Here is an 11,947-nt window from a genome sequence, read left to right as displayed (position 1 = left end):
AACTGTGTATTTTTGTCCTATGACAAACAATGCTAGGTTTAACCTCACAGTGAGAGGAAAGCTTTAGATGGTGGATCAACTCGTGCGCCCCGACGACGGCATCGGGAAACGGATTCTTGCGTTCATCGGTCGCCAGGAATGGCTCGACCGGCCCAGCTACCGGCTCGAGAACGTGCTCAGCTTCGTGTTCAATGCGCTTGGCGGAGCACGTAATCGGATTACGAACCTGCTCAACGGGGTCTGGCTGGGGCACCCGGCGCATCCGCCGCTGGCCTCGCTGGCAAGCGGTGCGATCGGAACCACCGTGGCCCTCGACGTGTTGCACGCGTTGCCGCATCGACCCCCGTTCGAGCGACGCGACTCGGCACGCTTCGCCCAGAACGCACTCGGCATCGGCATCCTGGCCAACCTCGCCTCGGCCGTCACCGGCGTCACCGACTGGCAACACACCCACGAGGAAGACCGCCGCGTCGGGCTGGTGCACGGCGTGCTGAACCTGGTCGCGACCTCGCTCTACATCACGTCGTGGCGCGAGCGGCGGCGCGGGCGTCAGCTGCGCGGCACGGTGATCAGCGCGGTCGGCTACGGCATTGCGACCGGCAGTGGTTTCCTCGGCGGATCGCTGGTGTTCGGATCCGGGATCGGGATCGACCAGTCCGGCCCGCGGCTGCAGCTACCGGATTGGACGCCGGTGCTGGCCGAGACGGAGTTGCCGCAAGGACAACTGCAGCGCGTCGAGGTGGACGGGGTCGGGGTGGTCCTGTGCCGGAGCGAGGAGGACGAGGTGTCCGCGGTCGGCGAGTTCTGCCCGCACCTGGCCGCACCGATGGCCGACGGCTGGCTTGACCGCGGCCGCATCGTATGCCCTTGGCACGGTTCGCAATTCGACGCCCAGTCCGGGCAGGTGGTCCGCGGTCCGGCGGCCGCGCCGCTGCCGTGCTACCAGGCGCGGTTGCACGAGGGCAAGATCGAGGTCCGCGGATGAACGCCTACGACGTGCTCAAAGACCACCACAATTTGCTGCGCAAGTTGGGCGGCCGACTGCGTGAGGCGCCGGCCGGTACCCCCGAACGCGAGAAATGCATCGACGACCTGCTGCTCGAGTTCGACATCCACATGCGCATCGAGGACGACCTGTACTACCCGGCGATGGCGGCCGCCACCAAGCTGATCGCGATCGCGCACGCCGAGCACCGGCAGATCTACGACCAGCTGGCCGTGGCCTTGCGCACCTCGCCGAAATCCCCGGACTACGAAGCCGAGTGGAATTCCTTCCTGACGGTCCTCGAGGCGCACGCCGACGAGGAGGAGCGTGACCTGGTCCCGCCGCCGGCCCCGGTGGATCTGAGCGCCGAGGAACTCGACCGGCTGGGCCGGGAGATGGCCGAACGGATGGACAAGTTGCGCAACTCGAGGCTGCAGCGACTGCACGTGAAAGGGCGGGCCGCACTGTTGCGGGCGTTCTGAGCACGCGGATAACGTTTACCGGATGGAGTCGCACGGTATAGGAGGACCATGACGCCATCCAGCGAAGTCTCGACCGCCGACAAGCGCCATCACGTCGTCATCATCGGAAGCGGTTTCGGCGGTCTGAACGCGGCCAGGAAACTCAAGCGCGCCGACGTCGACATCACCCTGATCTCCAAGACCACCACCCACCTGTTCCAGCCGCTGCTTTATCAGGTGGCGACGGGCATCCTGTCCGAAGGTGACATCGCCCCCACCACCCGGCTGATCCTGCGACGGCAGAAGAACGTGCGGGTGTTGCTGGGCGAGGTCAACGACATCGACCTGAAGGCCCGGAGGGTCACGTCGAAGTTGATGGACATGGAGACCGTCACCGAATACGACAGCCTGATCGTCGCGTCCGGATCCCAGCAGTCCTACTTCGGCAACGACGAATTCGCCACGTTCGCGCCCGGCATGAAGACGATCGACGATGCGCTGGAGCTGCGCGGTCGCATCCTCGGTGCGTTCGAGGCCGCCGAGGTGAGCACCGATCACGAGGAGCGGGAACGGCGGCTGACCTTCGTGGTGGTCGGTGCCGGACCGACCGGCGTCGAGGTGGCCGGACAGATCGTCGAACTCGCCGAGCGCACCCTGGCCGGGGCGTTCCGGACCATCACACCCAGCGAGTGCCGGGTGGTGCTGGTCGACGCCGCGCCCCTGGTCCTGCCGCCGATGGGTGAGAAGTTGGGCGGCAAAGCGCAGCGACGGCTGGAGAAAATGGACGTCGAGGTCCAGCTCAACGCCATGGTGACCGCCGTGGACTACAAGGGCATCACGATCAAGGAGAAGGAGACCGGCGAGCGCCGTATCGAATGCGCGGTCAAGGTGTGGGCCGCCGGCGTGCAGGCCAGCAAGCTGGGCGAGCTGGTCGCCAAGCAGTCCGACGGCACCGAGACGGATAAGGCCGGGCGCGTGGTGGTGGAACCCGACCTCACCGTCAAGGGACACCCGAACGTCTTCGTCATCGGCGACCTGGCATCGGTGGAGGGCGTGCCCGGCATGGCGCAGGGCGCGATCCAGGGTGCGAAGTACGCCACCAAGGTGATCAAGAACATCGTCAAAAGCAAGGACGATCCAGCCACCCGCGAGCCGTTCAATTACTTCAACAAGGGCAGCATGGCGACGATCTCGCGGTACAGCGCCGTGGCACAGGTCGGCAAGCTGGAGTTCGGCGGGTTCATCGCCTGGCTGGCCTGGCTGGTTTTGCACGTTGCATACCTGGTGGGCCACCGGAACCGGATCGCCGCGTTGTTCTCCTGGGTGATCTCCTTCGTCGGCCGTACCCGGGGGCAGATGGCGATCACCAGCCAGATGATCTACGCCCGCGTGGTGACCAAGTGGATGGAGGAAAGCCAGGGACTCTCCGCTGCCGAGAGCCAGGGCGCGCTGGCGGCTGCCGAGCAGGCCGAAAAAGCCGAGCAGAAGGCCGGCTAGCCCCGCGCGAGCAGACACAAAAGCCCCTCATTTCGGTACGAAATGGGGGCTTTTGTGTCTGCTCGCGCTAACTCAGGGCCTGGTCGATGTCGGCGATCAGGTCGTCGGTGCCTTCCAGGCCGACCGAGATGCGCACCACGCCGTCGCCCAAGCCGATGGCGGCGCGACCTTCCGGGCCCATCGCCCGGTGCGTCGTCGTAGCCGGGTGTGTGACAAGGGATTTGGTGTCGCCGAGGTTGTTGGAGATGTCGATCAGCCGCAGCTTGTCCAGCACCTCGAAGGCCCGTTGCTTGGCGGCACCCTCGGGCGCGTCGAGTTCGAACGTGACAACCGTTCCGCCGCCGGTCATCTGGCGCTTGGCCAGGTCGTGCTGCGGGTGCGACCGCAGGAACGGATAACGCACCCAGCTGATCGCCGGATGCCCCTCCAGGAACTCAGCGATGCGGTGCGCCGAGGAATTGCTGTACTCGACCCGAACAGCAAGCGTCTCAAGGCCTTTGAGCATGACCCAGGCGTTGAAAGCGCTCATCGCGGGGCCGGTGTGGCGCATGAGTTTCTGCACCGGACCGTCAATGTACTCCTTGTCGCCGAGGATGGCCCCGCCCAGCACCCGGCCCTGACCATCGATGTGCTTGGTGCCCGAGTACACCACCACGTCGACCCCGAGCGGGAACCCCTGTTGCAGCAGCGGCGTCGCAAAGACGTTGTCCAGCACCACTTTCGCGCCCGCGGCGTGGGCCAGCTCGGTGACCGCGGCGATATCGACCAACGACTGCATCGGGTTGGACGGTGTCTCGAAGAACACCGCCTGGGTGGGGACCGACAGGGCTTGTTCCCACTGGGCGAGGTCGTCGCCGTCAACGAATACGGTTTCCACGCCCCAGCGCGGCAGGATCTCGTTGCACACCACGAAGCAGGAGCCGAACAGGCTGCGCGCGGCGACCAGCCGGTCCCCCGCGCCGAGCAGCGCGCCCAGCGAGACGAACACCGCGGCCATGCCGCTGGCCGTGGCGAACGCGGCCGGGGCGCCCTCGATCAGTCGCAGCCGGTCCTGGAACATCGACACGGTCGGGTTGCCGTAGCGCGAGTAGACGTAGTGGTCGACCTCGCCGGTGAAGGACTGCTCGGCAACGGACGCCGAGGGGTACACGTAGCCCGAGGACAGGAACATGGCCTCGGCCGTCTCTTCGAACCCGGTTCGGGTCAGTCCGCCGCGCACCCCGATCGTGGCCGGGCCGACGCCCTCGGGCAACGCCGACACTAGCCCTGCTTCCAGGGCAATCCGAGCGCGCGCCAACCCGTTTGACCGCGGTGACCGCGCGAGTCGAGTTGGCCTTCGAAGCCGTCGAGCACGTTGTAGGACGGCGTGATGCCGGCCTCGGTGGCGACTTCGGCGGCGCCGATGGATCGATTGCCCGAACGGCACAGGAACACCACCGGGCGCTCGGCGTCACCGGCCGGGGCGATCTGGTTCCGCAATTCGGACAGGAAGTTGGCGTTGTGTTGTCCGTTGGACTTGTTCCACTCGATGAAGAGCACGTCACGGCCCACACTGGACAGGTCGGGAACGCCGACGAAACTCCATTCGGCGTCGGTGCGCACGTCCACCAGCACGGTCTGGGGGTTCTCCACGATCAGTTTCCAGGCCTCGAGTGGCGTGATATCTCCTGCGTAACTCACGCGCGAGAGTCTCGCACATTCAGCCGTTCCGCGACCTGCCGGGCGCGGTCGCGGGCAGCGGACAGCTCGGGCGCGGTGGCCAGGGCCAGCCCCCGGCTGGACGCCCGGTCCGGTGATGCCGATTCGAATATCCGCAGGTCGCTTTCCGGGACGCCGAGCGCGGCGGCGAGCACGTCTGCGTCGGGCTTTGCGGCGGTCTCCCGCGTGACCAGCCGGGCCGCTCCCGGAGACACCATCATGGTGTCCACCGCCACCCCCAGGATCGCCCGGGCCTGCAGCTCGAAAGCCGAAAGTCGCTGGCTGCGCACGGTTACCCAGGCGCTGTCCGGCGGGCCGGCGGTGACTTCTGCGAAGTACACCTCGTCCCCGTTGACCATCAGCTCGACGCCGAACACCCCGCGTCCACCCAGGGCTTTGACGATCCGCGCGGCGATCGACCTGGCCGCGTCCAGCGCGGCGGTGCTCATCTGCTGGGGCTGCCACGATTCCAGCTCGCCGTCGGGTTCGCTGCGGTGCCCGATCGGGCTGCAGAACTCGATGACCGGACCGGACGGGCCTTCGCTGCGCACCACGATCAGCGTGACCAGAAATTCGACGTCCACCACCGTTTCGGCCCAGACGCGGCCGTTGCCGTCTTCGGTGGCAGCTTCGTAGGCCGCAGCGATCTCCTCGGCCGACTCCACCACCGACCGTCCCCTGCCGCCCGGGCCGGCGGCGGGTTTGACCAGCAGCGGGAAGCCGGCATGCGCGCCCACCGCCTCCAGTTCGGCCAGTGACTCGACGAACCAGAACGGCGCGGTGGGCAGGCCGAGTTCGTCGGCGGCCAGCCGGCGCAAGCCTTCGGAGTCGGCGGTGAGTTGCACCGCGCGCGCCCCGGGCACCAACTCGGTGTCCGAAGATTCCCGGGCGGCCACGGCTGCCACGTCGGCGACATCGCCGAGCGCCACCACGAAGTCCGGCGTGCGCTGTGTCTCGACGTCGTCGGTGTACACCTCGGCACCCAGGCGCTGCAGCGCCACCGTCAGTTCCCGGGCGGACTCGTCGGAGCCCAGCAGCAGCACCCGCGGTCCGGCTGCCACCGGCGCCTCGATGGGCCACGCCGTGGTGACCCCCTCGCCCTGTTCCTCGGTCCCGCCGTCAGTCACCGCTCAAGGATAGGGCGGGGCCGCCGCAACACAGCGGTGTGCCTCTTTTTGAGTTTTGGTGAAACTCTTGTGAAACTCTTTGGGCAGTACCAGTCAGGTGTCATCGAGGAAGGGGGGCCGCGACCGATGTTGAGCATGGATTTCGGCGCGCTGCCACCCGAAATCAATTCGGCCAGGATCTATGCCGGTCCCGGGTCTGCACCGCTGCTCCAGGCGGCGGCGGCATGGGAACGGCTGGCCGGCGAACTGCACGCGACCGCGGAGTCCTATGCCTCGGTGATCTCGGGTCTCAACGCCCAGGAGTGGCTGGGGCCGTCCGCGTTGTCGATGGCCGCCGCGGCCACCCCGTACATGGCGTGGATGCGGGCCACCGCAGCCCAGGCCGAAGAGGCCGGCGCCCAGGCCCTGGCCGCTGCGACCGCGTACGAGACGGCCTATGCGGCGACGGTCCCGCCCGCCGAGATCGCCGCCAACCGCAGCAGCACGATGTCGCTGGTGCAGACCAATATCTTCGGACAGAACACCCCGGCCATCGCGACCAACGAGTCCTATTACGGCGAGATGTGGGCGCAGGACGTGGTGGTCATGGACGGCTACGCCGGCAGCTCGAAAGCCGCCGCCGAGTTGTCGCCGTTCACCCCGCCGCCGGCGACCACCGCTGACAGCGCGCTGCCCGGGGAAGTCGCGGCCGCCGCCGCCGCGGCACCGGCGGCGCCGGCGATCCCGTTGCCGAGTCCGTTCGAGGACCTGGACCTGCTGGTGCTGGCCACCGCGGGCCTGGCGGGAGCCAGCTTGATCGTCGCGCTGGGTCAGTTCAGCGAGGAAGTGCGTAGCGACGAAGTCCAGGAAGAAGAGCTCGAAAAGGGCAACGAGCTCGAAGAAGACGAACTGGAGAGTGGCGAGCGCTTCGGCTTCACGCCGCCCCGGGGTCAGCTGACGCCGCGGCCCCTCACCGGGGCGGGAGCCGCCGCGCTGACGGGCACGTCGGCCAATCTCGGCGGCCTCTCGGTGCCGCAGAGCTGGTTCATGCCGCCGGCAGCGCGCCAGGTCGCCGCACTGTTCCCCGGCACGACTCCGCTGGTGATGACGGGCGGGCCGGACGGCGGCTACGCGGGCATGGCGGCAGCGGGTATGGCCGGCGTCGGGCTGGCCGGCATAGCGGCGCGGGGCGGTGCGGCCTCGACCCCGACGCAGGCGGCCCCGGCGGCCAGCAGCACCGGCGCCGCCGCGACCCGGCCCGGGGCCCCCGACACCCCGGCGATTCCAGCCGCGGCCGCCGCGGCGCAGTTCCCCGGGTTACCGCAGGGGCTGCCGCCCGGCGTGGTTGCCAACCTGGCGGCAACGCTGGCGGCGATCCCCGGGGCGACGATCGTCGTGGTGCCGCCGAAGGATTAGGGCTGGCCGGGCAACAGCCGCACCATCAGCCCGTTGCCCTCGGCCAGCACGTTCTGGTCGGCGTCGACGATCTCGGCGGACACGAACGCTTTGCGGCCTTCGGTGCGGGTGACCCGCCCGCGGATTACCAGCGGCTGGTCGATCGGGGTGATCCTGCGGTAGTCGACGTGCAGGAAGGCGGTTCGGCTGATCGGCCGGCCGGCGGCGTGCGAGATCATGCCGAACATGTGGTCGAACAGCAGTGGCAGCACTCCGCCGTGCACCGCCATGTTGCCGCCGACGTGAAAGCGGCTGAAGTGACCGGTCATCTCGACGCCGTCGGGACCGTAGCGGGTCAGGTCCCACGGCGGCATCAGCAGGCTGCCCATGCCGGGCAGATCCGGCGTCCGCCCGGCCGGCGACTTGCCCTCGGCGGCCTGGAAAGGCTCGAGCAACGCGACCAGCGCGGCGGCGTGTTCGGCGGCCCGGTCCCACACGTCGTCGCTCGGGTCGGCGGACACGGCCAGATCCTGAACCGTCCGCATCGACGTCACGAATCTGCGGAACCCTTCCCCTGGCTCGGCGACCCCGTATTCGGGAAAGCCGCCGTGGTGTTCGTAGTCGGGATCCTCGCTGGTGGGGTCCGGCTCGGTCACGGACGCGCCGCCAGGACGTCGCGGCGCACGATGGTCTGATCCCGTCCCGGACCGACACCGATGCACGAAACATGCGCCCCGGCAAGCTCTTCCAGCCGCAGCACGTAGTCGCGCGCCTTGGCCGGCAGGTCGTCGAACTCGCGCGCCGCCGAGATGTCCTCCCACCAGCCCGGCAATTCCTCGTACACCGGCTCGGCCTTGCACAGCAGGCTCTGGGTCATCGGCATCTCGGAGGTCTGTTTGCCGTCGATCTTGTAGCCCACACACACCGGTACCGTCTCCAGGCTGGACAGCACGTCCAGCTTGGTCAGGAAGTAGTCGGTGATGCCGTTGACCCGGGTGGCGTAGCGGGCGATGACGGCGTCGAACCAGCCGCAGCGCCGGCGCCGGCCGGTGGTGACGCCGAATTCGCCGCCCGTCTTGGACAGGTACTCGCCGTTCTCGTCGAACAGCTCGGTCGGGAACGGACCCGAACCCACCCGGGTGGTGTAGGCCTTCAGGATGCCCAGCACCGTGCTGATCCGGGTCGGACCGATGCCGGACCCGACGGCGGCGCCCCCGGCGGTCGGGTTCGACGACGTGACGTAGGGGTAGGTGCCGTGGTCGACGTCGAGCAGCGTGCCCTGAGAACCCTCCAGCAGCACCGTCTCCCCCGCCTCCAGCGCGTTGTTGAGCAGCAGCCGGGTGTCGGCGATGCGGTGGGAGAAACCTTCAGCCTGCGCCAACAACGCCTCGACGACGTGCTCGGGTTCGAGCGCTTTGCGGTTGTAGATCTTGACCAGGATCTGGTTCTTGAGCTCCAGGGCGGCTTCGATCTTGCGCGCCAGTTGCTCGGGGTCGAGCACGTCGGCCGCGCGGATCCCCATCCGGGCGATCTTGTCCTGGTAGCACGGGCCGATGCCGCGGCCGGTGGTGCCGATCTTCTTGCTGCCCATGTAGCGCTCGGTGACCTTGTCGATGGCCACGTGATACGGCATCAGCAGGTGGGCGTCGGCCGAGATCAGCAGCTTGGAGGTGTCCACGCCGCGGTCTTCCAGACCCTTGAGTTCGTCGAGCAGCACGCCGGGGTCGATCACGACGCCGTTGCCGATGACGTTGGTGACCCCGGGTGTCAGCACGCCCGACGGGATCAGGTGCAGCGCGAAGTTCTCCCCGGTCGGCAGCACGACGGTGTGCCCGGCGTTGTTGCCGCCCTGGTAGCGCACCACCCACTGCACCCGGCCACCGAGCAGATCGGTGGCCTTACCTTTGCCCTCGTCGCCCCACTGGGCGCCGATGAGGACGATTGCCGGCATGACGTGCTCCCAACTCGTCTCGCAGGTTGGGCCCCTTATGGTGGTCCAGCCGGTGACCTACCCTACCCAGCGGTATGCGAGGAGTGTCATGAATGCGCCCGGTGTTGCGGTGTTGCCGTTCGACGAACGCGAGCCGCCACGCCCGCTGCGGGGGCTTGCGACGGGTGGGCTCGACGATGTCGACGCACTGATCCAGACCAGCGGGCGCTTGGTGGTTGTCGGCTCGGACGCCGACCTGGCCGTCGTGTTGACCCGGCTGCTGCGCCTGGACCGGCTGGACGTCGAAGTCGCCTACGCGCCGCGGCGACGCACCCGCGCCACCCGCGCCTACCGGTTGCCGGCGGGTCGCCGCGCGGCCCGGCGCGCGCTACGGCGCGGTGCCACCCGGGTGCCGCTGATCCGCGACGAGACCGGGACGGTGCTCGTCGGGCGGGCCAGCTGGTTGCCGGCCGATGGGTCGATCACCGGTGAAGCCGTCGTGGACGACACCGTGCTGTTCGACGGCACCGCCGCCGAAGTGTGGATCGAACCGACGCTGGGGCTGCCGGGCCTGCGCGCCACCGTGGCCGGGCGCCGCCGATGGGTCAGCGGCCGCGCCGCGCAACTGGGCACGACCGGCGCAAACGTGCTGCGTGACGGCGTCCCGGCCCCACGCGGGGTGCGCCGATCGACGTTCTACCGCAACATCGAGGGCTGGCTGCTGGTCCGGTAGTTTCGACCGGTGCGACCCAGCCCGATCTTCCTCGGCCTGGTCGGGTTGACCGGCGTCGGTGCCGGACTGGCCTGGGCGGCCGGGTCCACGGTACGGCCGCTGGCCTACGCCGGAGTGTTCGTGCTGGTCATCGCGGGTTGGCTGGTGTCGTTGTGCCTGCACGAATTCGGGCACGCCTACACCGCCTGGCGGTTCGGCGATCACGACGCGGCGGTGCGCGGCTATCTGGCGCTGGATCCGCGGCGCTATACCCATGTCGGGCTGTCGCTGGTGCTGCCGATGGTGTTCATCGCGCTGGGCGGGATCGGGTTGCCCGGTGCCGCGGTGTACCTGCGGACCTCGATCATGAGACCGGTGCGCCGCACCCTGGTCAGCCTGGCCGGTCCGGCGGCCAACCTGGTGCTCGGGGTGCTGCTGCTGGCGGCCACCCGGCTGACCTACGACCCGGCGCACCGGGTGCTGGCCGCCGGGCTGGCGTTCCTGGGGTTTCTGCAGCTCACCGCGGTGTTGCTGAACCTGCTGCCGATCCCGGGACTGGACGGCTACGACGCGCTGGAGCCGCACCTGAGTCCGCCGACGCAGCGCGCGGTGGCGCCGGCCAAGCAGTGGGGCGTGTTCCTGCTGTTGTCGCCGGTGCTGAACCGGTGGTTCTTCGGCAGCGTCTACGCGCTGTTCGGCCTGTCCGGGATCTCGCCGCGGCTGGCGATGACGGGCGCCGCTCTCACCCGGTTCTGGGGTTCGCTGTTCTGAGTCTTGTCATATATGCGTGTGTACGCATATATTCTGGGCATGGGCGCCGGACACAGTCACACTCCCGCCGGGGCGGACGCGTCGCGGATGATCCCCCGCATGATCGTCGCCGCCGGCATTCTGGCGACGTTCTTCGTCGTCGAGCTGACCACGTCGTTGCTGATCAACTCCATCGCGCTGCTGGCCGACGCCGGCCACATGCTCACCGATGTGGTCGCGGTCTTCATGGGCCTGGCCGCCGTCGTACTGGCCCGCAAGGGCAGCTCGTCCCCGGAGCGCACCTACGGCTGGCACCGCGCCGAGGTGTTCACCGCGGTGGTCAACGCGGTGCTGCTAGTCGGTGTGGCGGTGTTCATCCTGTACGAGGCGGTCGACCGGCTGGGCGGGGCGCCGGCGGTGCCCGGTGTGCCGATGATCGTGGTGGCGCTGGCCGGCGTGGCCGCCAACTTCGCGGTGGCCATGCTGCTGCGGTCGCATTCCGAAGCGAGTCTGGCCGTCAAGGGCGCCTACATGGAGGTCGTCGCCGACACCGTCGGCAGCATCGGCGTGCTGATCGCCGGGATCGTGACCGTGACGACCCGCTGGCCCTACGCCGACGTGGTGGTCGCGGTGCTGGTGGCGCTGTGGGTGCTGCCGCGCGCGATCGCCCTGGCCCGCGCCGCACTGCGGATCCTGTCCGAATCGTCGCCCGCCCACGTCGACGTCGAGGAATTGCGCGCGGCGCTCGGTGCGGTCGACGGCGTCACCGAGGTACACGACCTGCACGTCTGGACGCTGTCGCCGGGCAAGGACGTGGTCACCGCGCACCTGACCAGCGGCGGCGACGCCGCCCGCGTGCTGCGCGAGGCGCGTGCGGTGCTGGCGACCCGCGGACTCGACCACGCGACCGTCCAGATCGACTCCCCGGACGGTCACTGCGCGGAGACGTACTAGCGCCCCTGCTAGAGACCCAGCGCCGTCCGGGCCTGCGGGTCGCAGTCGTCGAGCAGGTCCAGGCACCGCCGAAACTCGTCGGTCTCTCCGATGGTGTCGGCGGCGCGCGCCAGGGCGGCCACGCAGCGCAGGAACCCCCGGTTGGGTTCGTGCTGGTAGGGCACCGGGCCGAACCCTTTCCAGCCGTTGCGGCGCAGCTGGTCCAGACCCCGGTGATAGCCGGTGCGGGCATAGGCGTAGGCGGTGATGGCGCGGTCGTCGGCCAGCGCCTCTTCGGCGAGTGCGGCCCAGGCCACTGACGCCGACGGGTGCGCGGCGGCGACGATGCCCGGATTCTCGTTGGCGAGCAGCTCGGCTTCGGCCTCGCTGTCCCCCGGCAGCAGGATCGGATCAGGTCCGAGAAGGTCACCCATCGACGTCATGGGGGTCATTCTGCCAAGCGGGTCGCTAAGCTGCTTC

General features: G+C 68.9%; 13 protein-coding genes. 7 read left to right on the top strand and 6 right to left on the bottom strand.

Going from position 1 to position 11,947, the window contains the following annotated elements; translation table 11 throughout:
• Positions 1–67: 67 nt before the first annotated feature.
• From AC5Y47_RS14180 to AC5Y47_RS14170, 3 genes are read left to right on the top strand one after another with little or no spacing between them, the layout of a single operon-like run.
• A complete protein-coding gene (locus AC5Y47_RS14180; RefSeq protein ID WP_499944634.1) occupies positions 68–985 on the top strand; it encodes a Rieske (2Fe-2S) protein in 918 nt (305 codons plus the stop codon).
• Positions 982–1,467, top strand: a complete 486-nt coding sequence (locus AC5Y47_RS14175) for a hemerythrin domain-containing protein (RefSeq protein WP_499944633.1) — start codon at positions 982–984, stop codon at positions 1,465–1,467. Before AC5Y47_RS14180 ends, AC5Y47_RS14175 begins: the two co-directional genes overlap by 4 nt.
• Positions 1,468–1,515: 48 nt before the next feature.
• On the top strand, positions 1,516–2,943 hold the full coding sequence (locus tag AC5Y47_RS14170; protein ID WP_499944632.1) for an NAD(P)/FAD-dependent oxidoreductase: 1,428 nt from the start codon (positions 1,516–1,518) through the stop codon (positions 2,941–2,943).
• 67 nt (positions 2,944–3,010) lie between these two features.
• On the opposite strand, the gene AC5Y47_RS14165 is transcribed toward AC5Y47_RS14170, so the two are convergent.
• From AC5Y47_RS14165 to purT, 3 genes are read right to left on the bottom strand one after another with little or no spacing between them, the layout of a single operon-like run.
• Positions 3,011–4,204 (bottom strand): O-succinylhomoserine sulfhydrylase, encoded by a 1,194-nt coding sequence (locus tag AC5Y47_RS14165; protein ID WP_499944631.1) that lies wholly within the window; start codon positions 4,202–4,204, stop codon positions 3,011–3,013.
• Positions 4,204–4,623 carry a rhodanese-like domain-containing protein gene (locus AC5Y47_RS14160; protein ID WP_499944630.1) on the bottom strand — a complete coding sequence of 140 codons (420 nt, stop codon included), beginning with the start codon at positions 4,621–4,623 and terminating at the stop codon, positions 4,204–4,206. The genes AC5Y47_RS14165 and AC5Y47_RS14160 overlap by 1 nt, the downstream gene beginning before the upstream one ends.
• Positions 4,620–5,768, bottom strand: a complete 1,149-nt coding sequence (gene purT / locus AC5Y47_RS14155; RefSeq protein ID WP_499944629.1) for a formate-dependent phosphoribosylglycinamide formyltransferase — start codon at positions 5,766–5,768, stop codon at positions 4,620–4,622. The genes AC5Y47_RS14160 and purT overlap by 4 nt, the downstream gene beginning before the upstream one ends.
• A gap of 135 nt (positions 5,769–5,903) precedes the next feature.
• Here purT and AC5Y47_RS14150 point away from each other — a divergent pair, with 135 nt between their 5' ends.
• Complete coding sequence (locus AC5Y47_RS14150; RefSeq protein WP_499944772.1) at positions 5,904–7,163, top strand: PPE family protein; 1,260 nt, start codon at positions 5,904–5,906, stop codon at positions 7,161–7,163.
• On the opposite strand, the gene AC5Y47_RS14145 is transcribed toward AC5Y47_RS14150, so the two are convergent.
• Together AC5Y47_RS14145 and AC5Y47_RS14140 are read right to left on the bottom strand one after the other, a co-directional pair.
• Positions 7,160–7,798, bottom strand: a complete 639-nt coding sequence (locus tag AC5Y47_RS14145) for a PaaI family thioesterase (protein WP_499944628.1) — start codon at positions 7,796–7,798, stop codon at positions 7,160–7,162. The genes AC5Y47_RS14150 and AC5Y47_RS14145 overlap by 4 nt on opposite strands.
• Positions 7,795–9,093, bottom strand: coding sequence for an adenylosuccinate synthase (locus tag AC5Y47_RS14140; protein ID WP_499944627.1), 1,299 nt, complete (start codon positions 9,091–9,093; stop codon positions 7,795–7,797). The genes AC5Y47_RS14145 and AC5Y47_RS14140 overlap by 4 nt, the downstream gene beginning before the upstream one ends.
• 88 nt (positions 9,094–9,181) lie before the next feature.
• On the opposite strand from AC5Y47_RS14140, the gene AC5Y47_RS14135 reads away from it, so the two are divergent.
• The 3 genes from AC5Y47_RS14135 to AC5Y47_RS14125 are packed head-to-tail and all read left to right on the top strand — an operon-like array spanning position 9,182 to position 11,488.
• A complete protein-coding gene (locus AC5Y47_RS14135) occupies positions 9,182–9,805 on the top strand; it encodes a peptidase M50 (protein ID WP_499944626.1) in 624 nt (207 codons plus the stop codon).
• Positions 9,806–9,814: 9 nt separating this feature from the next.
• Positions 9,815–10,555 (top strand): site-2 protease family protein, encoded by a 741-nt coding sequence (locus tag AC5Y47_RS14130; protein WP_499944625.1) that lies wholly within the window; start codon positions 9,815–9,817, stop codon positions 10,553–10,555.
• Positions 10,556–10,594: 39 nt separating this feature from the next.
• The gene (locus AC5Y47_RS14125) at positions 10,595–11,488 is read left to right on the top strand and encodes a cation diffusion facilitator family transporter (RefSeq protein WP_499944624.1); all 894 of its coding nucleotides are present in this window, start codon (positions 10,595–10,597) and stop codon (positions 11,486–11,488) included.
• An 8-nt stretch (positions 11,489–11,496) separates the two neighbouring features.
• Here AC5Y47_RS14125 and AC5Y47_RS14120 read toward each other — a convergent pair whose 3' ends face one another.
• Entirely contained in the window at positions 11,497–11,910 is a 414-nt protein-coding gene (locus AC5Y47_RS14120; protein WP_499944623.1) for a DUF3151 domain-containing protein, read from the bottom strand.
• Positions 11,911–11,947: the final 37 nt, after the last annotated feature.

It is taken from the genome of Mycobacterium sp. NGS22 (assembly GCF_059813095.1).
This window is presented reverse-complemented; position numbering and strand designations above follow the sequence as displayed.

Coding starts and splice junctions, on each gene's coding strand:
- AC5Y47_RS14180 (WP_499944634.1), top strand. CDS start 68: ATGGTGGATCAACTCGTGCGCCCCGACGACGGCATCGGGAAACGGATT.
- AC5Y47_RS14175 (WP_499944633.1), top strand. CDS start 982: ATGAACGCCTACGACGTGCTCAAAGACCACCACAATTTGCTGCGCAAG.
- AC5Y47_RS14170 (WP_499944632.1), top strand. CDS start 1,516: ATGACGCCATCCAGCGAAGTCTCGACCGCCGACAAGCGCCATCACGTC.
- AC5Y47_RS14150 (WP_499944772.1), top strand. CDS start 5,904: ATGGATTTCGGCGCGCTGCCACCCGAAATCAATTCGGCCAGGATCTAT.
- AC5Y47_RS14140 (WP_499944627.1), bottom strand. CDS start 9,093: ATGCCGGCAATCGTCCTCATCGGCGCCCAGTGGGGCGACGAGGGCAAA.
- AC5Y47_RS14135 (WP_499944626.1), top strand. CDS start 9,182: ATGAATGCGCCCGGTGTTGCGGTGTTGCCGTTCGACGAACGCGAGCCG.
- AC5Y47_RS14125 (WP_499944624.1), top strand. CDS start 10,595: ATGGGCGCCGGACACAGTCACACTCCCGCCGGGGCGGACGCGTCGCGG.
- AC5Y47_RS14120 (WP_499944623.1), bottom strand. CDS start 11,910: ATGACGTCGATGGGTGACCTTCTCGGACCTGATCCGATCCTGCTGCCG.